The following is a 21,596-nucleotide window of genomic DNA, read 5'->3' as shown; positions in this document are numbered from 1 at the left end:
TTTATTCCTCCCCAAGCTCGTGCTTGAGCCAGGACTTTACTTCAGGGGTTGGAGTGCTGATGCCGCGCCAGTCGCCATGCTCCTTGCGGAAATCTTCCATCAGGTTTGTAGGCAGGGGCAGGCTGATAAGGTCATCGGCCCTTTCGGAGTTACGTCGCACCAGTCGCACCATAGGCGGGCTCTGCCAGCTGTCGACCACAAAGTAGTGGGCCACGTCTTCCTTGGAGCGAACCGGAGGATACTCCGAATGCCAATCGTTATTGCCCCACTCAAGATACATGGTTACAGCATGTTCGGGGGTCAGATTCCAGTCTATATCAAAAAGTGCGAAGTCCTTTAATTGCGACATGGTGTCCTCCTCATTGGCTTATCTTATCAATAATCATTCTTGAAGAATTTGGCAAGACCCAACCCGTAAAAAATACCTCAACCTGCTTGAATATTGGATGAATAACGTGAAAATACCAACTTTCATCGTATTTACTATTTAATATATTAATTTATATATAATACACGCCGTTATGCCCCACAGGGCCGCCCGGCGCTTCCAGCGGCGGCCCCGGCCCCTATTGCCGCCCTATGGCAGCCATGCTAGGAGTAATAGTAACTTACCACCAACTGTGGAGGACATTATGGCTGAAACCATCCGCCAGGTTACCTTCAATCTCTTACGCAAGCTTGAACTCACCACCATATTCGGCAACCCCGGATCCACTGAAGAAACATTCCTTAAAAATTTTCCAAAAGACTTTCGCTACATACAGGTACTTCAAGAAGCATCCGCCGTGGGAGCCGCTGACGGCTATGCCCAGGCCACGCGCAGGCCAGCCCTGGTAAATCTGCACACATCGGCAGGCGTGTGCAATGCCATGAGCAATATTCTTTCGGCTAGCATGAACAAAACCCCGCTTATCATCACAGCGGGCAACCAGACCCGCGAAATGCTCCTTATGGAACCGTGGCTCACCAACGTGCAGCCTGCTGAACTGCCCAAGCCCTGGGTAAAGTGGAGCTACGAGCCGGTGCGGGCCGAGGACGTTCCGGCGGCTATCATGCAGGCCTACGCGATGGCTTTGCAGCCCCCGGCAGGCCCGGTGTTTCTGTCCATTCCCCTTGACGATTGGGACAAACCCGCCAAAAGCGAAGCCATTCTGCGCAGCGTCACCCGCCGCATTGGGCCTGACCCGGCGCGCATTGACGAGTTTGCCGCCTTACTGTCGGCGGCCCGAAACCCCGTTCTTGTTTATGGTGCGGCCATTGCGCGGGGCAACGGCTGGCAGCAGGCCGTGGATCTGGCTGAAAAACTTGGTGCTCCCGTGTGGGCCGCACCCGCCACGGAACGTCCGCCTTTTCCTGAAAGCCACCCCTTGTATGCCGGGACGCTTCCCTTTGCGGCCGCCCCTCTGGCCAAAAAACTTGAGGGGCACGACGTGGCTATCGTCATAGGCGCTCCCGTTTTTCGTTATTATCCCTATGTGCCCGGACCATACATTCCTGAAGGTCTGCGCCTTTTGCACATCTCTGACGATCCCAGTGAAACAGGGCGTGCCCCGGTGGGCGACAGCATGCTCAGCGACCCGGTGCTGGCGCTGGAGGCTCTTGCGGCCCGCGTGCATCCCAGAGATACCCGCCCTGCCCCGGCGCACGCCGCCCCGGTAAAACAAACCACAGCAGCGCACGATACAAGCGGCCTGCTGACCCCACGGGAACTCTACACAGCCCTGCGCGAAGCCGCGCCCGCCGAAGCGGTTCTTGTGGCCGAAACGCCCTCCAACCTTGGGGCTCTGCGGAAAGTATGGACCATCAACACCCCTGATTCCTTCTATACGTTCGCCAGCGGCAGTCTGGGCTGGGGTTTGCCCGCCAGTGTGGGCATTGCCCTGGCCGAACGTGACAGCAAACGCAACCGTCCCGTTGTGGCCGTCATAGGCGACGGGTCCATGCAGTACTCCATCCAGGGACTCTGGACTGCGGCACAGCACGGCCTGCCCGTGCTTTTTGTCATTCCCAGAAACGGACAGTACGCCATACTCAAGTCCTTTGCCGCGCTTGAAAATACCCCCGGGGTGCCGGGGCTTGATTTGCCGGGGCTTGATATTGTCTCACTCGCCAAAGGATACGGCTGCGAGGCTGTTCGCGCGGAAACGGCAGAGGATGTGCGCAAGGCTTGCGCTCAAGCCTTGACCCGCCCCGGCCCCACGGTGCTGGAAGTGCCCATTTCACCCGTGATTCCTCCTCTGATTTAACCCAGTTCACGTCGGAGCATTTCGGCTTTTTAAACTGAAACGCTCCAACGCTGCACAAAAGTGCAGCGCACGGCAACGCGGCGTTAATTCTGCCTAAAACTGCTCGGGCATATGGAATACCACCACAGCAGTACAAACTATAAAAATAGCCCCGGACTATACTGTATGTACAGTCCGGGGCTTTATTAATGAAATTTTCAGCTATTGAGACAGGCGCTTACGGATAGGCAGGATTTGCTTTTGATCCTCTTGCAAGGAAACCTGATCCCCTTGCAAGCCAGGCCGTGCATCGTTCCACAAGAGCACACAGCTTTCACCTGCCAAGTATCGCAGCCAGCCACATAGCATCAAGAAATAAACCGAACGCGATCCTTCAATGGCAAAGGGCCTGCGGCAGGCAGCTGCAAACCCTCGAAGGGCTTATGCCCCCTGCCGCTCTTTCAGCTTGCGCTGCGCCTCGCGGGCGGCAACGGCTTCCCGGCTTCGGCGGGCTTTTTCTTCTTCGGCCCGGCGCTGTCTTTTTACACGCTCAAGCCGTGCCTGCTGGGCCTGTTCCCGTTGCACCCTTGCCTGTTCCAGCAATTTTTCGCGCTTGCCGTCAAAAACAAGGGTAGTGCGCAAGGCCGCAAGACCAAAAGCTACCACAGACACAATGAGGATGAGCACTTTTTGTATGGACCACTGGTCGTCGCCCAAAATTTCGCGCAACCAGCCCAGGCGCAAACTGTCACCCCAGAAAACCACAACAGGCACGCCGATAAAGCAAAGCAGCAGACCTACGATTTCCAGCCACAAAAAGGTTTTGCCCATAGTAAGGCCAAACAGGGTACCATCGCGCACCATGCGCAAAAATTGCAGCCGTTTGCGAAGATTGCGCAGCAGTTCCGCCAGACGTGGCGTATCGGCTTGCGTGCGTTTAAAAGCAGCGGCTTCTTTAAAGTTGCAGGAAAAGGCCCGGTTGATGATGCCCGCACTCTCGTTGAAGTCACGACTGAAATCACGCAAGGCAGTGGGAAAAGGAAACCATGAGGCTTCGTCTCTGACTTCCTGAATAATATCGAGGTAATATTTATATTTATTGCGCAGTTCTTCAACTTCGTGGTTTATGCATTCCTCCAGTTCTTTTTCCAGAACTGGCCGCACTTCCACAACCTTGAGATAGGCAATGTAGTTATTGGTGTTGGCGAGCTTTTCCAGTTGCCGCACCTTTGCCCCAAGCTGCAACTGCACGGGATGCTCTGGCGGAAACCAGTCGTTGAGCCGTGAGTCAAGCGCGGTAATGGCCGCGCCGTCAGCCTCGGCCTTCTTTTTGGCTTCGGCCCACAAGTCATACAGGGAGGAAAGGATAAGCAGCCGCCCCCGCTCCAGAGCCGGGTCCACCAGAACCCGGTTGAAATACGTTGAATCTTCGCGAATAAGTTTGACCAACGCATCCAGTACCGCTTCAGCAAAGCCCATTTTGACCTTGCACACTATTTCGCGGTAGCGAACGTCCTGCCACTGAGGCATGACACGCCATATCTGCCCGTATTGCTCAATGGCCGCGCCAAAATGCCCCTGCTCTTCTTCCAGCCTGGCCTGTAAAAATTCGTTCCAGGCTTGCAGCATTGGGGAAGGCGCGAGCATGGCTGCTTCGCCAAAGGCGCTGGAAGCGCGGGCAAAGTCGTGCCGCTGCACATGACAAAACCCCAAAACCATGCGCAAGCGCGAGTCGCGCTGGTGCCGGCTTATGGCCTGGGTAATCTTTTTTTCAAGGTCAGTCAGTCCCTCGGGCGGGGTGGCAGCCAGTTTGTCCAGCAAGTCCCAGGCAGGGCTATCGTCACGGGCCGGAGGAGTTTCATCAAACTCGGGTTCGCGCATGCGGTACAGCCAGTGCCGGGGCACATTGCGCAACTGGCACGGGCCGTTGATGTCCAGCACCCCCTGCAACACAAGCGCCGCATCGCTGTCTTCGGCCAGCAGTGTGTCATAGCCCGCCACGCCTTGCGCCGTGAGCACCTGCTCGATATGCCGGAAACCCTCGTTAATGGCGTCCAGATCAAGACCGCCCACCTTTTCCCACAGATCCTGGGGGCTGGGCTGGCAGAAACGCGTGGGGCACAGTACAGCAGTGTGACTGTGAATACCGCAGTAAAAGCAACCAGTTTCGGCAGTATCGCCGCCTGTCAGCTGCGAAGGCATGAGCAGCGGTATGGAGCGCTCGCTGAGGCTGTTCTCATCCAGAAGAACATTGCACCAGCTGTCCATGCTCATCTGTTCGCCAGTGTAGCGCAGGTCGCGCACAGTGAACCCTTCGCCGAGCAGATAGGCGTTGCGGTAGCTCAGGTAGGGGAAGTCCGGCATGAGGTTATCCCACTGCAAGCCGATCTTCTTGGGCAAATCACTGTTGAAATTCAAATTATTGCGGTCAGCCACCACGCAAACGCAGGGCCAGCACGCGCCGCCTTCTCCGTTTTCTTTATCGAAACTGTGCAGATAGTCGCGTAAAAACGTGCGCAGCATCAACAGATTGTCCACAGCCAGCATCACAAAAGAGCCGCTGACGATAGATTTAATCTTGAGCCGCTGCAGCAGCACCTCGATTTTTTTGAACATGGAGCTCCAGCCACTCTGGAAGGCCTTGTCCAGCGGGCTGCCCAAGGGATGCAGAATGGCAAACCACGCCTGCGTGGAAGCATAGGGCATGCGCACGTCTACCAGCATGGTGGCCCAGTCCACAGGGCTCATGCCCTGACGGCCAGGGCTGCGCTCAAAATCAATGCCGGGAAGATTTTTTTTGCCTTCGCGGCTCTTGGGGTGCACCCATACTTCAAGGCTGTCGCGCACCAGCATTTCCTGCGCCTGAAGCGCAGCGTCCAGCAGCAGGCTTACATCGCGCTTGCGGCCGAACTGCAATCTGCCAGGAAAAAGCTCAATACTGACAGGAAGTTCATTAAAATTACCCCAGACCATAAGCCGGGCCAAGGCCAGAAAAACATCGTCAGTAAAGAAGAACCACAGGGCCTGCTCTTCTTCTTCGCCCACCAGCATGCCGCCGTAGTTAAGCAGGGTCTGCCCTACAGCCGGGGCCAGTTTGCCATGCCAGCAAACCCAGACAACATGCCCCATCGTGCTCATGCGCATGTCTTGAGTGTCAGGAAGACGGGACAATAACTGTGATAGATGGGCCATGAACAAAATCCTTTATGGAGGCATGGGCCTGGTGTATGCTGCCGGAATGCCACAATCAGATGTGGATCAAACCAAGGCGGTCCATATGGATATTAACAAAACTCTTCAGGAACTCAAAGCCCGTCCCGGCTTCGCCGATCACGTGGGCATGATGCTGGTTCACAACGGCGTGGTACGGGGCTGGTCCCGTAATGACCATGCGCCTGTCAGTGCGGTGCACATCACTCCTGACAGGGAAAAAATGACTGCCATTGTGCACGAAATGGAGCAGCGCCCCGGCATTTTCGCCATTGTTGCCGACGCCGAGGAAGGCTTGCTCAAACCCGGCGACGACGTGCTCTTTCTGGTAGTGGCCGGCGACATACGCGAAAACGTCAAGGCCGTCTTTGCCGAACTGCTGGACAGAATCAAGGCTGAAGCCGTTATCAAGCAGGAACATCTGCAAGCCTGAGGGCAGCATTTTCACCGCGCCAGCAAGCCAATGAAGGAGCGTCCCGCAGGAGGCTCCTTTTCTGTTCTATCGGCTGCAATAACAGAAAAATAAGCCCTGCCCCGATTTTTATCGCCGCATGACTGTGGCGCACGGCGCGCAGCATGGCGCTGGCCGTGCTGTACGGTTCTGCATCAGCAAATTTCATATTTTCCTGCCGGGCCCGCGCCCGCCTGCATTGCCAACCCGGCATTTATGTCTTATTTTAGTGAGATGCCGCCAGCCCCTCAGGCTGCTCAGGACCGTGGGTTCTGAGGTCGCGCTGACGCGCCCTACAGGCGTGCACATTCGGGCCAAAGGCGGTTTGCCAGTGCCCAACAGAGGAGACTTCATGTTCGGCTTTCTTTTCAAGAAAATCTTCGGCAGCAAAAACGAACGTTATTTGCGCCGTCTGCGCCCCCAAGTACAGCGTATCAATGCCTTGGAACCACAAATGCAAGAACTGGCGGACGAGGACTTTGCCGCCCGCATACTTCAGTACAAAAAGGCCGTTCAGGAAGAAGGCCAGAGTCTGGACGCCCTGCTGCCCGAAGTTTTTGCTCTGGTGCGCGAGGCCTCGCGCCGTGTGCTGGGCATGCGTCACTATGACGTGCAGCTCATAGGCGGCATGGTTCTGCACAAGGGCAAGATCGCCGAAATGAAGACAGGTGAAGGTAAAACCCTTGTGGCTACCCTGCCCGTGGTGCTCAACGCCCTGTCTGGCAAGGGCGTGCATGTGGTCACGGTCAACGACTACCTCGCCAAACGTGACTCGGCCTGGATGGGCCAGTTGTACGGATTTTTAGGTTTGTCCACGGGCGTTATCGTCCACGGCCTCGATGATGACGAGCGCAAGCAGCAGTATGCCGCCGACATCACTTACGGCACCAACAACGAATTCGGCTTCGACTACCTGCGCGACAACATGAAGTTCTACGGGCATCAGCTGGTACAGCGCGGCCACAATTACGCCATTGTGGACGAAGTGGACTCCATTCTTATTGACGAAGCCAGAACCCCGCTCATCATTTCTGGCGCCTCCGACGAATCTGTGGGCTACTACCGCGTTGTGGACGAAATTGTCTGCAAGCTTCAGCCCGAGCATTATACTGTGGACGAAAAAGCCCGCACCGCCATGCTTACTGATGAAGGCGTGGCCTACTGCGAAGAGATGCTCAAGCTCGACAACCTCTTTGACCCCGCCAATATTACGGCGCAGCATCACGTGATGCAGTCGCTCAAGGCGCACCAGATATTCAAGCGTGATGTGGACTACATCGTGCAGGAAGATCAGGTGGTCATTGTTGACGAATTCACGGGCCGCCTCATGGCGGGCCGCCGCTACTCCGACGGCCTGCATCAGGCTCTGGAGGCCAAGGAAGGCGTGACCATCGCCGCTGAAAACCAGACGCTGGCCTCCATCACGTTCCAGAACTACTTTCGCCTGTACGAAAAACTTTCGGGCATGACCGGTACGGCTGATACCGAAGCCGTGGAATTTCACCAGATTTACAATCTGGAAGTTCTTTCCATTCCGTCAAACCGCCCGATGGTGCGTAAAGACTATCCTGACCTGATCTACCGCAGCCGTCAGGAAAAATTCGACGCCATTGTGGAAGCCATTGCCGAGCTGCACAAAAACCGTCAGCCCGTGCTTGTGGGCACCATTTCCATTGAAACGTCCGAAATGCTTTCACACCGTTTGAGCAAGCTTGGCATTCCCCACAATGTGCTCAACGCCAAGCAGCATGAAAAAGAAGCGGAAATCGTGGCCCAGGCTGGTCAGGCCGGCAAGGTCACCATCGCCACCAACATGGCCGGGCGTGGAACGGACATTGTGCTGGGCGAAGAAGTGGTAGACCTGGGCGGTCTGCACATTCTTGGCACTGAAAGGCACGAAAGCCGCCGTATCGACAACCAGCTGCGCGGCCGTTCCGGCCGTCAGGGCGACCCCGGCTCCTCGCGTTTCTATCTGTCGCTTGAAGACGACCTCATGCGTCTCTTCGGTTCTGACCGCATCAAGGGCCTCATGGAAAAGCTGGGCCTGCGCGACGGCGAAGCCATTGAAAACGCAATGGTCACCCGCGCGGTTGAAGGCGCGCAAAAGCGCGTTGAAGCGCACCATTTTGAAATCCGCAAAACCCTGCTGGATTATGACAACGTCATGAACCAGCAGCGTGAAGTTATCTACGCGCTGCGCCGTGAACTGATGGTCGAGGAAGATCTTGACCCCGTCTTGGACGAATTCATGAACGACGTGCTGGACGATGTTTACAGCGCGCTGGACAGCGTGCCCGTGGACGATCAGGACGGCGTGCGCCACGCGGCCTTTTCCCGCCTTCGCGACGTGTTCAACCTTGACCGTGTGCTGCCTGAAAACGCCCGCCTGCCCGAACGCGAAGAATGCGGCCCCCTGGTTCACAAAATTCTGGAAGACCTCAAGGCAGAAACCAGCGACAGCTACCGTGATATCCAGCGCTACTTCATGCTGGAAGAACTTGACCGCTGCTGGAAGGAACATTTGCGCAATATGGACGCCCTGCGCGACGGCATTGGCCTGCGCGGTTACGGCCAGCGCGACCCCAAGCTGGAATACAAGCGTGAGGGTTTTGAGCTGTTCCAGGCCATGCTCTTCCAGATTCGCGAAAACGTCTTCCGCGCTCTTACCAGAATTCGCGTAGCGCCAGCCGAACCGATTGTGGACGCCATTGAAGTGGCTCCTGAAGCCGCCGAACCCCAGGGTCAGCCTTTGGCGCGTGAATTCCGCCATAGGGAAGACACCAGCCAGCTCTCCTACTCCGGCGGCGGCGAATCCGCAGAGGCGTCCAATACTCCTGCCAAGGCTGCGCCCCGCATAGGCCGCAACGACCCCTGCCCCTGCGGCAGCGGCAGAAAATACAAAAAGTGCTGCGGCGTGGACAAATAAGAGTTTGTTTTCAGGGCCATGCCTTCCCGGCATATTGGCCTGTTCGTAAGCCAGCAACGGGCGTGAGACAAAACATCACGAAGCCGAGCAGTTGATAGCAAAAGGGGGCCGCGCAAAGCGCGGCCCCCTTTATTTGTACCGAGGCTTGAGCATGGTTTACGGCTGTGTACTGCCAGGGAGGCCCAAGCTCTGGACATTCTGCCTCTGGGGCAGAAGATTTCCTGTAACAACTGCTGCGAAAGTACACGGTTTGGGCTGTGTCGTCCGTACAGCAACATCCCGACAGATTCGTCCTTGCAGTGTCGGGCCGGCAGTGTCTGGACGAATGAATTCTCAATTATATCATAAAATAACAACACGCCTTTTATGCAGGAATGTACTCTGATGGTACTCGACCGCAAAAAAAGCGAAGCTCGACGCAGAAGTATCGGGAAAGGCGTTCGTGACGGCGCTGCACAGAAGATGAAACAAGGGGGAGGAAATCCTTTTACAAAAGGATCCCTCCCCCACAAACCGTTCAAAAGGAAGAAGTTAGCCCATGTCTTCCGTAAGGATCATGTTACGGGCCGCTGCGGTTTCGTCCATACGACGGGCCGGCAGGGTCACAGGAGCATCCAGCAAGGCCTGCGGATTACTCCTGGCCTGCAGCATAATGTCTTGCAGGGCTTGGACGAAGGAGTCCAGAGTTTCCTTGCTTTCCGTTTCCGTGGGTTCGGCCATAAGGCACTCGTGCACGATCAGCGGGAAGTAGATGGTGGGCGCGTGGAAGCCGCGGTCCAGCAGGGCCTTGGCAATGTCCAGAGCGCGGGTGCCCTCGGGAGCCGAAGCTACGAATTCGTGGGCGCACAGCCTGTTGGCATAGGGTATGTCCAGAGTTTTTTCCAGACGCTTTTTCAGATAGTTGGCGTTAAGCACCGCGTATTCCGAAGCTCTGGTGAGGCCTTCGGCTCCCAGACGCAACATGTAGGCAAGCGCTCTTACCATAATGCCAAAGCTGCCATAGAAGGGGCCCATGTAGCCAATGGACTGCGGCACATCGTAATCAAGATAGAAGGCTCCGTCCTGTCCCTTGCGTACACGCGGAGCAGGCAGGAAGGGAACGAGGCATTCGCTCACGCCCACAGGGCCAGCGCCGGGGCCGCCGCCGCCATGCGGGGTGGACAGGGTTTTGTGCACGTTGAGGTGCACCACGTCAAAGCCCACATCGCCCACGCGCATCTTGCCCATAATGGCGTTCATGTTGGCGCCATCATAGTACAGCAGGGCGTCAATCTTGCGCAGTTCGGCCACAATGCGCGGCAGATGCACTTCCATAAGGCCCAGGGTGTTGGGGCAGGTCATCATGAGACCAGCCACATCGTCGCCGTACTTCTGTATGGCCGCCACAATGGCATCCGGGTCTACCATGCCGTCGCGGGATTCAATATTGATGGCCTCAAAACCCGCCAGCGCCGCCGAAGCGGGGTTGGTGCCGTGAGCGGCATCGGGAATGAGCATCTTTTTGGGATTGCGCCCCTTGGCCTTGTGGTAGGCGGCGATGAGCTTGACGCCCACAAATTCGCCGTTGGCTCCTGCCATAGGCTGCAGGGTGAAGGCCTTCATACCGGTCAGTTCGCAAAGCATGTTTTCAGCCTGATAAAGGCATTCAAGCGCACCCTGCGTGCAACCGACGCTGCGGCCCATTTGCGCCAGCATGGGGTGCAGGCGCGTGAAGCCGGGCAGCGAGGCCACGTATTCCGTAAACTTGGGGTTGTATTTCATTGTGCAGGAGCCAAGGGGATAAAAATTGGCGTCCACACAATAGTTGAGTTTGGAAAGACCGGTAAAATGACGCACCACGTCCAGTTCAGAGCACTGGGGCAGACGGGGTTCTTCCTTGCGCAGCAGGCCCGCAGGCAGCATGTCCGCAGCCTTGGGGGCTTCGGATTCTATACAAAAGGCGCTGCGACCGGGCACGGATTTTGCGAAGATGGTTTTCACAACAGACCTCCCACGGTTTCGGCCAGCATGCCGATCTGCTGACGGCTGTTGCGTTCTGTGCAGGCCAGCAGCAACACGTTTTCCATACCGGGATAGTATCGGCCAAGAGGATAGCCGGGCACGCATCCGTGCGCCGCCAGAGCATCTACCAGCGACTGCGCAGGCATGGGCAGGCGCAGGGCCACTTCGTTGCCGTAAGGCGCGTCGTTGAGCAGTTCGATGCCCTTGATGGCGGTAAGGCGTTCCACTGCATAGCGGGTAAGCGCCATGTTGTTTTCCGCCAGCCGCGTGAGGCCGCAGGGGCCAAGCAGCGACATGTAGATAAGGGAGCGCAAGGCGCACAGGGCCTGGTTGGAGCAGATGTTCGACGTGGCTTTGGCACGGCGGATATGCTGCTCGCGAGCTTGCAGGGTGAGCACGTATCCGGTCTTGCCGTCAAGATCGTTGGTGCGGCCCACAATGCGGCCAGGGAACTGGCGGATGTGCTCTTTGCGGCAGGTCATGATGCCCAGATAGGGGCCGCCGAACGAAAGGGGCATGCCGAGGCTCTGCCCTTCGGCCACGGCAACGTCTGCACCCATTTCACCAGGAGTTTTCAGCACCGACTGCATGACCGGGTAAACGGAAATAACGCCGAATGCCTTGTGTTCACGAGCTTTGGCGAACACCTGGGTGTAATCGGCCACAGCGCCGAAGAAGTTGGGGTTCTGCACAATGACGGCTGCAGTGGTGTCGTCAATGGCAGCCATGAGTGCGTCAAGACGGCTCACGCCCTTTTCCTGTTTCACGGTCTTGAGTTCAAGATCAAGGCTGGAAATGTAGGAAGCCAGCATGACCCGCCAGATGGGGTTGACGGCTTCGTCTACCACCAGCACGCGGTGGCGGGTGGCGCGAACAGCCATCATGGCCGCTTCAAAAATGGCGGAACCGCCGTCATAGACAGAGGCATTGGCGCAGTCCATGCCCATGAGGCGGCTTACGGCAGTCTGAAACTCAAAAATAGCCTGAAGAGTGCCCTGTGAGCATTCCGGCTGGTAGGGCGTGTAGGAGGTATAAAACTCGCTACGGCCAGAAAGCGCGTCCACAGCCTTGGGAATGTCGTGGGCGTAATAGCCCGCGCCAAGGAAGGACATGATATCTGGACAGTTTTTGGCGGCCAGCCCTTCAAAGTAGGCGCAAACTGCGGCTTCGGACTGACCTTTGGGCAGATTGAACTGTTTGGGGCGCATTTCCGGAGGAATATCGGCAAAAAGGCCGTCCAGATCGCGCACCCCAACCACGGAGAGCATCTCGTGCAACTCTTCCTGCGTATGGGGGATATATGGCATATCTGCTCCTTGAACATGTTACGCGTGACGTGTGCTTGAGGGGCAAGGGCGTATCCGCTGCAATCAGCTGCGGCTGCGCCCGCCCGCTCAGAGCTGGCGGGCTGGTGCACCGCATCGATAAATCCTGGGCCGCAACCCCGGGGCCGTTACCGGTTCCTCAAGGCGTTGGGTAAGCTCTGAAACAGCCTAGTGCCCTTCAGTGGCGCAAAAAGCTTCGTAGGCAGCCGCATCCATAAGGCCTTCAGGTTTGCGGGAATACTTGACGCGCATGAGCCAGCCTTCACCGTAGGGATCGCCGTTGCATTTTTCCGGGGCCTGCTCCAGAGCGGTATTGATGCCTACAACACTGCCGCTGACCGGAGAAACCAGATCGCTGGCAGCCTTGACGGACTCAACGGAGCCGAACTCCCCTTCTTCGCTCACTTCGTCGCCCACCAGGGGCAATTCCACATAAGTGATGTCGCCAAGGGATTCCTGGGCAAAGTGGGTGATGCCCACCACTGCCTCGTCGCCTTCAAGACGCAGCCATTCGTGACTCTTGCTGTACAACAGATCCGTGGGATTGGTAGCCATGTGTATTCTCCTGAAAGTTGTTGTAAACACAGTGCGCACCGTGGCGGTACGCCAACCATCACAAATTCAGCAAGGCGCAGACATGCGGCTCACCGGGCCGCTGCCCGCGCCACGTTGGGTCAGGCCAGTTTTTTGCGTGCCGTGCCATCCTTGTAGAAAGGAATTTCCACCTTCTGGGCGGGCAGTTCCGTTCTGGCGGCACGAACCACAAAATTTTCGCCGTTCGCATGGGCGGCATCCACCCAGCCAAAGGCAATAACATAGCCAAGGGAAGGCGCAAAAGAGCCACTGGTAACACGGCCCACCACCGTGCCGTCAGGCAGGGCGATGTCGTCGCCGTGACGGGCGGCGCGGCGGCCTTCAATCTTCAGGGGCACCAGAACTTCGCGCACTACCTGCGCTCCTTCCTTGCCCACATAGGCAGCCTGGCTTGTCATCATGCGGCCCATGCCAGCTTCGGCGGGGCTATGGTTTTCATCCAGATCATGCCCGTAAAGCGGCAGGCCGGATTCAAGGCGCAGGGTGTCGCGAGCGCCAAGGCCCACGGGTTTCACGCGCTCGTCAGCCAGCAGGGCCTTCCAGAAGTCTTCGGTTTTGCCAGCGGGCAGATACAGCTCATAGCCCAGTTCGCCAGTGTAGCCCGTGCGGCTGACTAGAACGGGTACGCCCTGCCACTGGGCTTCGCGGAACGAAAAATAGCCGAGGTCATGAAAATTCTCGCCCATGAGTTTTTCAAGCACATCCAGCGAATCCGGGCCTTGCAGGTCCACCTTGCCCGTTTCGTTTGAGATGTCGGTAATATTCACGCTTTCGGGCAACCGGGCGCGCAAGGTGGCCAGATCGTTGGCGGCGCAGGCGGCATTGACCACGGCCATGAAGGATTCCGGGCCAAAGCGGTAGATGATGCCGTCGTCAAGCACTCCGCCCTTTTCATTGAGTAAAAATCCGTAGCGGCATTTTCCGGGGGCCAGGGTTTCAAGGTTGTGGCTCACGGCACGGGACAGGGCTTCTGCAGCGCCCGGCCCTTCAATGCGGAACTCGCCCATATGGCAGATATCAAAAAGCCCGGCATGTTTTCTGGTATGCAGATGTTCCGCAAGAATGCCTTCATACTGAATGGGCATGAGCCAACCCGCGAAAGGAGCCATTTTCGCGCCTTGAGCTTCATGCCAGGAGGTCAGCGGGGTACGCAAATCCGACATGTTTTCTCCTTGATTGGGTGTGATTACAAATAACTGCGGCGTGTAATGCACCAAACGCAGCACCCTAAAGACACCGACAACGCACTGATGAACTAAGGATACCACCTGCGCAGGGCAGGCACAAGAAGCGTGAAAAAATTATCAGCATCCAACGCGGGGGCTGTTCTGGCCGCCAGCGCGAACTATGAGGAAACGCAGCACAATATTTTTCGCCGTAACAAGCTTATTGACCGATTGTGGAGATTAGCCTTGAAATGTAATACATTTCATAGTGGTCATTTTGCCGAAATGTGATTTCGGCAAAATCCACGCTGCGTTGCGGCGCGCCGCACTCTTGTGCCGCGTTAGAGCATTTAACCTTTTTTAACGTTAAAATGCTCTACAGCGCCGTAAAAATTAACAGGCTCTAAAGTTCTCACGGTTGCGCAAAAAACCGTGTCATCACGACAGGGTCACAACCGCTGAAATACCGGGCCATATGGGCCTGCTCCAATGCCTGCTCAAGCTGCGCAGGCTCGCGCGCGATCCCCACAAGGCTTTGCTCCAGATCCTGAATGCCCTCGCCTGCATTGCAGAAAAAGTCTCCCAGAATTTTGCAGGCCGCTATATGCCCGTCTTTTACATCAAGGCGCAACTCTACTGTGCCCCAATCAAACCGCTGCCGCTTGCGCTCGGTAAAATTGGGCATGGCCCCGTAGTTCCAGTTCCACTGCCGGTATTTTTCGTCAGCCAGCTTTTCGGCCTCGGCCATGACGGTTTCTGTCGCCGTGCCGGGCTGATGTGCGCAGTGGTGCAGCAGCGCTTCGGTCAACGCGGCAATATCGCTGCCTGGCCGCCAAAATTCTGAAATATTGCCCACCCGCGAGCGTACCGAGGCAACGCCCTTGGACCGCATCTTTTCCGGGTCTACGTTCAGAGCTTCCACAAGGCGCTCAAAATTGACATCTATGAGCAGCGTGCCGTGGTGCAACACCTTGCCCCGGCGCAGCATCTGCCCGCTGCCGGAAATCTTGCGGCCACCGACCTCAACGTCGTTGCGGCCCGATATTTCGGCCTGCACGCCAAGGTCAGCCAGCGCTGCGCACACAGGTTCCAGATAGCGCCTGAAGTCCACCTTTTCGCGGCCATTGGCGTGTTCAATAAAGGAAAAATTTAGGTTGCCCGTATCGTGGTATACGGCGCCGCCGCCGGTTATGCGGCGTACTACAGGCAGATTTTCGCGCCGGATGAAGTCTGCGTTCACTTCATCGGCAGTGCATTGATGGCGGCCCACAATGACGGAAGGACCATTTTGCCAAAGCAAAAAATAGCCGGGATGGCCGACGGGAAGGGTCTGAAGCAGGACTTCTTCAAGGGCAAGATTGAAGGCCGGGTCTAGAGTCGAAAAAGTCAGGTGTTCCATGCTTCCTCCTCAAACCGAGAATGCCGTGCTTCAGGTGCTGAGGTCAAGGGAGAGGCGGGATATTTCCAAGATTATTGACAAATTTCGCGAAAGCCCGAGGTTTTTCGCCGATCTGTAAAGCTCGCTGCCAGCAGGCGCGGCAAGACGCACATTACTGGCGGGGCAGAAAGGCAGATCAGACTTCATTGCTGCGGATTTGCCCCGCATCGCCAAGGGCACGGGCCAAAGTATCGGCATCTGCCTGCCCGCGCTCAAATGTCTGCCTAACCTGGCCGTCCGTCATGACTATAAGGCGCTCGCCCAACCGCACTGCCTGCTCCGGGTTGTGCGAAACCACCAATAAAGGATACTGGCTGGCAAGCCGCAAGAGCAGTTCTTCAATATCTGCCGTGGCGTGTACATCCAGCGAAGCCGTGGGCTCGTCCAGCAACAGCACGGCAGGCTCCAGCGCCAAAGCCCGCGCCAGACAAAGCCTTTGCTGCTGCCCGCCTGAAAGCCTCGCAGCGGGCATATCAAGACGGTCTTTCACCTCGTCCCACAAACCAACTCCCACAAGGGCTTCCTCAATTTTATGGCGCTGCGCCTTCTGCGGCAGGCCCGCCACCACCTCAAGGGGAAGCGCAAGGTTGCGCTCCACGCTGACAGGCAGCACGTTGGGCGTCTGAAAAACCATGCCCACAAGACGGCGAAGCTGGGCCAGCGGGCGTACGTTCACGCCGGGCGACGGATATATGGCTTCAAGCCCATGCCCCAGATCAAGCTCCACAAGGCCGGAAGTACGGCACTGAGGAAAGGCTTCATTGAGTCGGTTCAGAGCGCGAAGCAAGGTAGTCTTGCCCGAGCCGGAACGCCCGGCAAGCACGGTGATACCCCGCGCAGGAGCTTCAATGCCGATGTGGCGCAGCACCCGGCGCGAGCCGAAATCCACGCACAGGTCGCTGATGCGGACAGCCATAGTCATGATACCCCCTGCCAGCGGCGGCGGAAGCGGTTTTCCAGCCAGCGGGAACACAAAAGCAAGGCCGCTGACAGTAAAAGCAGCACCAGGGCCGCGCCAAAGCCGCGCAGCAGTTCATCATTGTCCTGATACTGCGCAGAGATGTAATAGATGGAAAAGGGCAATGCCTCGAACTTGTCTGCCAGCCCGGCGGGTAATCCGGCATTGGCTACCACTCCCGTAAGCATGATAACCGCCGTGTCTTCCGCCGCCCTGCCCGTAGCCAAAATGATTCCACCCCATATGCCGGGCCCGGCGGCGGGCAGCAAAACCCGGCGGGCGAGCTGCCGCCGCGTGAATCCCAGGGCCGCGCCCGTTATTCGCAGGCTGCCGGGCACAGCCTCCAGCGCCTCACTGGTTGTGGTCACAACCACAGGCAAAACCAGCAGAGCCAGGCAACAGGCCGACAAGAGCAAAGACGTGTTGGCTCCCGGCCAGACGGAGTGACGCAAAAAAAGTATCAGGGTAAAGCCAAACAGCCCCATAACAATGGACGGCGTACCCGCCAGCACGTCCATAGCCAGACGGATGCGCGCTGCCTGACGTGGCGGGGCGAACTCGGCCAGATACAGCCCGCAACCCACACCGGGAAAAAGCGCCAGCGCCATAGTCAGGGCCACAAGGTACAGGGTTCCGGCGCAGGCAGGCCACAGGCCGTCCCAAACAGGACGGCGGCCCAGCAAGGCATCCAGAGGGGGCACAGTATCAAAAAGCAGATGCAGGCCCAGTTGGGGCGCACCCTTAACAATCAGAAAGCCCAGCAAAAAAAGCACGGCCGCACAGGGAATCAGCGCGCAAAGGCGCAGCAGCCAGCGCAGAAGGGCCTGCGAAAAAACGCCGCGCCTCATGCTGTTGCCGCCTGTTTCGCACTGGAACCCGCAGGAGCCTCCCGGCGCACAAGGCGGCGCAAGGCCAGGCTTGCCGCTGTATTGACCGCCAATAGCACAAGCCCCGCCACAAAAAGGGAATTATAGGCAGCCCCGCCCACCTCGTTGGCAGTAACCAGAGCCATGTGCGCTGTCAGGCTGCGCATGCTTTCAGAAAGACCGCCGGGAACCTGCGTGGCGTTGCCAGCCAGCATAAGGGGAATCAGCGTGTCGCCCACGGCTCTGCCAAAGCCCAGAACAGCGGCGCTGGCCAGGTTGCGGCCAGACCTGGGCAGCACAAAGAAGCGCATCAGGTCAAAACGGCTGAACCCCAGCGCCAGCCCCCAAGGGCAAAGCCTCTCAAGCCGGGGGCGCAGACCCGCCATAAGAATCAGCGTCATTGTGGGTAAAACCAGCAGAACCAGCATAAGAGCCGCTGCGGCCAGACACATGCCCGTGCCGCCCAGCGTTGCCCGCGCAAAGGGCGTAAGCAGAAAAACGGCGGCAAAGCCGTAAACCACGGTGGGCACCGTGGTCATGAAACGCACCAGCCCGCTAATGAAGCGAACCAAGGGCAGAAACTTGAAATTTTCTTCGGTAAGCAGCCAGCAACTCAGGCCCACGGCCAAAGGCCAGCCAAGCAGTAATGCCAGAGCTGCCAGCGCCAGCGATCCCACGCACATTGGCAAGATGCCGTACCGCCCTTGCCCGGGCTGCCAGACCCAATCCAGAGGGCTGCCAGGGCCGGAAATCTGTATTGCGGGCAGAGCCGCGGCCACAATCATGACAAAAAGAAGAATTACGGCCAGCACTGCCAGCCAGGCAGACAAACGCAAGACCCAGCCGGGGCTGTCAGTATGGTCCGCCGTTTGCGGACCCGCAGGCGGAAGCGCCGAAGCGCTTCCTGCCTGACAAACTGCGGGCTTCCTACTTTTTGACATAGGGGATGTAGCCGGCCTTGGACACTATCTCCTGCCCGGCAGGCGTAAAGATGTAGTCCACAAAGCCCTTGGTGATGCCCTGAGGTTCGCCCTTGGTGTTCATATACAGCAGGCGGGTGACGGTGTACTGGCCGGAAGCGGCGTTTTCCTGGCTGGGAGCCATGCCGTCCACGTTCACGCCCTTTATGCTTTTGTCCAGATGCCCGATGCCCACATAACCTATGGCATTGGGGTCCTGACTGATGGCGGTTTTCATTGCACCGTTGGAATTGACAACATTGGCCCCGGCGGCGGATGTGCCCTTGTCCATTGCGCGCTCTTCAAAAGTTTCGCGGGTACCGCTGCCGTCTTCGCGCACATAGAGGGATATGGCAGCGTCGGCACCGCCCACGTCCTTCCAGTTGGCTACCTTGCCGGAAAAAATATCCTTGATCTGGGCCTTGGTCAGCCCCGCAACCTTGTTGGCCGGGTTGACCGCAACGGCCACGCCGTCAATGGCGAAAGGAAACGTTACAAGGCCGTATTTTTCCACTTCAGCAGGTTTGAGGGCGCGGCCAGTATTGCCGATCTGCACAATGCCCTCGCCCACTTTCTGTACGCCCACGCCAGAGCCGCCCCCGGCCACGGTAATGCGCACGTCGGGGTTGGCCTCCATAATCTGCTTGGCGGCTTCTTTCATAACAGGAATATGGGCGGTGCCGCCCGCAATGTCTATAACGCCCTTTTGCCCTTTAAAGGCGTCAAGGGGAGTGGCCGGGGCTGCCGCAAAGGCTGTGCCCATGCCGCACAAGAGCAAAAGAGCCGCAAGGATTCCACGTTTCATGACTGTCTCCTACGGTTAGCGTGAAAGGATGGCGCGCGTACGCCGCACTACTCAACAAGCTTGATTCACCTTGAAAAGGTACATCTTCAAAGTTTAGAGCATGTAAATTTTGAAAAATTCAGGTGCATTAACACTGCACAAGAGCGCAGCGCGCCGCAACACACTCTGGATTCAGGCAAAAATCGAATTTTCGGCAGAATGGCACCTTTGAAATGTGGTGCATTTCAAAGGTAATCTGCTCCAAGGCGTGCTTGTTGCCGCTTTTGCCGCGCCAATGAATCGCCCTTGGCCTTCACGGCGGGCGTCAGGCCACGCAGCCGCCAGAGCATTTCAAGCCGAAAATGCCCAAGAAGGCGAGACCACGCCGCCGAAAGTCAGGTGTAAGAAAGAAGCCGCCCTTGCGAACTGTATTTGCAGTAGTTCGCTAACCGAGCACGGGAGACATCCAGCCCCACCTGACAGACGATCAGGTGATGCCGGAAAAACAAGACAGGTATCCTTTGACGGCGGCAGGCTTCGCAAAAAGCGAAGCACTGCTCCGGCACGTTCTCCACAGAGAATTTACCAATGTGTTACAAAGGACAACCATAGCTAAAAGAGTATCTGATGGTTTTTGGCTGGTCAAGCAAGGCGGAAATCCATTTTTCCATACCATTTGTACAGTAAAATATCAGCAGCCCGCTTTTACAGCATGCAATTATACGCCGAAAAACCGACGGGCATTTTGCCCACACATGCGCCAGAGGTCTTCAGGCTCCTCGCCACGCGTTTCGGCCACGGTTCGCGCGGTAAACACCGTAAAGGCGGGTTCATTGCGTTTGCCGCGCCAGGGCAGGGGCGCAAGATAGGGAGCGTCCGTTTCCAGCATGAGACGGGCAGCCGGAATGACGGTCACGGCCTGCCGTAAATCTTCATTGGCTTTATACGTCACCGGGCCGGGTACGGAAATATGCCAACCATTGCGTATGATGCGTTGGGCCAGATCCGGCCCCTTGCCGAAACAGTGCCACAGCAGGGGATAATCTTTAAATCCCTGCGACTCCAGAACCATAAGGGTTTCTTCTTCGGCCTCGCGGCAATGGATGACCACAGGCCGTTCCACTTCGCGCGCCAGCCGCAACTGGGTGGAAAAAGTTTCATACTGCACCTCGCGGGGGCAGTCGTCCCAATAAAAATCCAGACCTATCTCACCCACCGCTTTCAGGCGGGGTTCCTCCCGGAAGGCGCGGCGCATGGCCTCAAGCGTGTCGGGCGTGCAGTCCTGCCCGTGGCATGGATGAATGCCCAGCAGAAAAAACACCTCGGGGTGGTCAGCAAAATAGTGCCGCCTGGAATTGAAATCTTCCGGCCCCAGAAAGACGTTGCCCACATGGGCCACGCCGCAGGCGCGGGCGCGCTCAAGCACGCTCTCCCGGTCCTGGTCAAACTCTTCGCCGTCCAGATGGGCATGGCTGTCCACACCTTCAAGCGGCAACGCCACGGATACGGGATCAATACGGTCAACGGATTTTTTGGACATGCTTACCTCGCGCCGATACATATCAATGCGCGTGGGCAAGGGCAAGCCGGGCCGGTGGAGGCTTGCCGCGAACGATTCCAGACGGCAATCAGCGCCATTGCCAAGCAGGGGCAATAGGACTATGGTTAAGCGTTTTTGTAATCCCAACGTATGATTTAACATCACCTTTCCGGGGGAAATATGCATCTCCGCAAACGTATATTGGTTACGGGGGGTTCAGGTTTTCTGGGCTCTCACCTGTGTGAACGGCTGCTCAACGAAGGGCACGAAGTGCTTTGCGTGGACAACTTTTTTTCCAGCGCCCGCGCCAATGTTGAAGAGTTTCTCGACAACAGAAGGTTTGAACTTATCCGCCACGATGTGACCTTTCCCCTCTTTGTGGAAGTGGACGAAATTTACAATCTGGCCTGTCCGGCCTCGCCCATACACTATCAGCACGACCCCGTGCAGACCATCAAGACCTGCGTTCACGGGGCCATCAACATGCTGGGGCTGGCCAAACGCCTCAAGGCGCGCATTTATCAGGCGTCCACCAGTGAAGTGTACGGCGACCCCGAAATTCATCCGCAGACCGAAGACTATTGGGGCCATGTGAACCCCAACGGCATCCGCTCCTGCTACGATGAAGGCAAGCGTTGCGCCGAAGCCCTGTTCTTCTCCTATTGGCGTCAGGGCGGTCTGCCCATCAAGGTGGGACGCATTTTCAATACCTACGGCCCCAAGATGCACCCCAACGATGGCCGTGTGGTGTCCAACTTCATCATTCAGGCGCTCAAAGGCGAACCCATCACCATTTATGGTGACGGCAGCCAGACCCGCTCCTTCTGCTACGTTGATGACCTCATCGAATGCATGGTGCGCTTTATGGCCTCGCCCGTAGACTTCATCGGCCCGATGAATATGGGCAATCCCGGCGAATTCACCATCCGCGAACTGGCAGAAAAGGTAGTGGAAATGACGGGCAGCAAGTCTGTCATCAGCTACGAACCCCTGCCCGGCGACGACCCCAAACAGCGCAAGCCCGACATTACCCTTGCCCGCGAAAAACTGGGCTGGGAACCTCAGGTCAAGCTGGAAGACGGACTGAAAAAAACCATCACCTACTTTGACGAGATGCTGAAACAGGGCATGGCCTAACCGCCGCCCATAACCC

General features: G+C 57.3%; 16 protein-coding genes. 4 read left to right on the top strand and 12 right to left on the bottom strand.

What is annotated here, in order from left to right:
- Window position 1: 1 nt before the first annotated feature.
- Complete coding sequence (locus tag HNQ38_RS06795) at window positions 2–349, bottom strand: DVU0772 family protein (protein WP_183718717.1); 348 nt, start codon at window positions 347–349, stop codon at window positions 2–4.
- Window positions 350–632: 283 nt separating this feature from the next.
- On the opposite strand from HNQ38_RS06795, the gene mdlC reads away from it, so the two are divergent.
- Window positions 633–2,246: a benzoylformate decarboxylase gene (gene mdlC, locus HNQ38_RS06790; protein ID WP_183718715.1), complete on the top strand. Its 1,614-nt coding sequence runs from the start codon at window positions 633–635 to the stop codon at window positions 2,244–2,246.
- Window positions 2,247–2,666: 420 nt separating this feature from the next.
- Here the strand turns inward: mdlC and HNQ38_RS06785 are convergent, their stop codons facing one another.
- Window positions 2,667–5,417: an MAP7 domain-containing protein gene (locus HNQ38_RS06785; protein ID WP_183718713.1), complete on the bottom strand. Its 2,751-nt coding sequence runs from the start codon at window positions 5,415–5,417 to the stop codon at window positions 2,667–2,669.
- A gap of 85 nt (window positions 5,418–5,502) precedes the next feature.
- Here HNQ38_RS06785 and HNQ38_RS06780 point away from each other — a divergent pair, with 85 nt between their 5' ends.
- Both HNQ38_RS06780 and secA read left to right on the top strand, forming a co-directional pair.
- The gene (locus tag HNQ38_RS06780) at window positions 5,503–5,868 is read left to right on the top strand and encodes a molybdenum cofactor biosynthesis protein MoaE (RefSeq protein ID WP_183718796.1); all 366 of its coding nucleotides are present in this window, start codon (window positions 5,503–5,505) and stop codon (window positions 5,866–5,868) included.
- A gap of 370 nt (window positions 5,869–6,238) precedes the next feature.
- Window positions 6,239–8,812, top strand: coding sequence for a preprotein translocase subunit SecA (secA, locus tag HNQ38_RS06775; RefSeq protein ID WP_183718711.1), 2,574 nt, complete (start codon window positions 6,239–6,241; stop codon window positions 8,810–8,812).
- Window positions 8,813–9,343: 531 nt separating this feature from the next.
- Here the strand turns inward: secA and gcvPB are convergent.
- The 10 genes from gcvPB to HNQ38_RS06725 form a co-directional block, all read right to left on the bottom strand.
- A complete protein-coding gene (gene gcvPB / locus HNQ38_RS06770; RefSeq protein WP_183718709.1) occupies window positions 9,344–10,792 on the bottom strand; it encodes an aminomethyl-transferring glycine dehydrogenase subunit GcvPB in 1,449 nt (482 codons plus the stop codon).
- Window positions 10,789–12,120: an aminomethyl-transferring glycine dehydrogenase subunit GcvPA gene (gene gcvPA / locus HNQ38_RS06765; protein ID WP_183718707.1), complete on the bottom strand. Its 1,332-nt coding sequence runs from the start codon at window positions 12,118–12,120 to the stop codon at window positions 10,789–10,791. The genes gcvPB and gcvPA overlap by 4 nt, the downstream gene beginning before the upstream one ends.
- Before the next feature lie 186 nt (window positions 12,121–12,306).
- The gene (gene gcvH, locus HNQ38_RS06760) at window positions 12,307–12,693 is read right to left on the bottom strand and encodes a glycine cleavage system protein GcvH (protein WP_183718705.1); all 387 of its coding nucleotides are present in this window, start codon (window positions 12,691–12,693) and stop codon (window positions 12,307–12,309) included.
- 119 nt (window positions 12,694–12,812) lie between these two features.
- Entirely contained in the window at window positions 12,813–13,895 is a 1,083-nt protein-coding gene (gene gcvT / locus HNQ38_RS06755; RefSeq protein WP_183718703.1) for a glycine cleavage system aminomethyltransferase GcvT, read from the bottom strand.
- A 415-nt stretch (window positions 13,896–14,310) separates the two neighbouring features.
- Complete coding sequence (gene lplA, locus HNQ38_RS06750; protein WP_183718701.1) at window positions 14,311–15,297, bottom strand: lipoate--protein ligase; 987 nt, start codon at window positions 15,295–15,297, stop codon at window positions 14,311–14,313.
- A 175-nt stretch (window positions 15,298–15,472) separates the two neighbouring features.
- Window positions 15,473–16,258, bottom strand: coding sequence for a phosphate ABC transporter ATP-binding protein (locus HNQ38_RS06745; protein WP_183718699.1), 786 nt, complete (start codon window positions 16,256–16,258; stop codon window positions 15,473–15,475).
- Window positions 16,255–17,142, bottom strand: coding sequence for a phosphate ABC transporter permease PstA (gene pstA, locus HNQ38_RS06740; RefSeq protein ID WP_183718697.1), 888 nt, complete (start codon window positions 17,140–17,142; stop codon window positions 16,255–16,257). The genes HNQ38_RS06745 and pstA overlap by 4 nt, the downstream gene beginning before the upstream one ends.
- Window positions 17,139–18,101, bottom strand: a complete 963-nt coding sequence (locus tag HNQ38_RS06735; RefSeq protein WP_183718695.1) for a PstC family ABC transporter permease — start codon at window positions 18,099–18,101, stop codon at window positions 17,139–17,141. The genes pstA and HNQ38_RS06735 overlap by 4 nt, the downstream gene beginning before the upstream one ends.
- Window positions 18,088–18,924 (bottom strand): phosphate ABC transporter substrate-binding protein, encoded by an 837-nt coding sequence (locus HNQ38_RS06730; protein ID WP_183718693.1) that lies wholly within the window; start codon window positions 18,922–18,924, stop codon window positions 18,088–18,090. The genes HNQ38_RS06735 and HNQ38_RS06730 overlap by 14 nt, the downstream gene beginning before the upstream one ends.
- 697 nt (window positions 18,925–19,621) lie before the next feature.
- Window positions 19,622–20,443, bottom strand: a complete 822-nt coding sequence (locus tag HNQ38_RS06725) for a TatD family hydrolase (protein ID WP_183718794.1) — start codon at window positions 20,441–20,443, stop codon at window positions 19,622–19,624.
- A gap of 180 nt (window positions 20,444–20,623) precedes the next feature.
- Between HNQ38_RS06725 and HNQ38_RS06720 the strand changes: the two genes are divergently transcribed.
- Window positions 20,624–21,580, top strand: coding sequence for a UDP-glucuronic acid decarboxylase family protein (locus HNQ38_RS06720; RefSeq protein ID WP_183718691.1), 957 nt, complete (start codon window positions 20,624–20,626; stop codon window positions 21,578–21,580).
- The last annotated feature ends 16 nt before the right edge of the window (window positions 21,581–21,596 follow it).

This window comes from Desulfovibrio intestinalis (genome assembly GCF_014202345.1).
GTDB classification, from domain to species: Bacteria; Desulfobacterota; Desulfovibrionia; order Desulfovibrionales; family Desulfovibrionaceae; genus Desulfovibrio; species Desulfovibrio intestinalis.
Note: the sequence above shows the minus strand (reverse complement) of the source record. Positions and strands in the feature narration are given on the sequence as shown.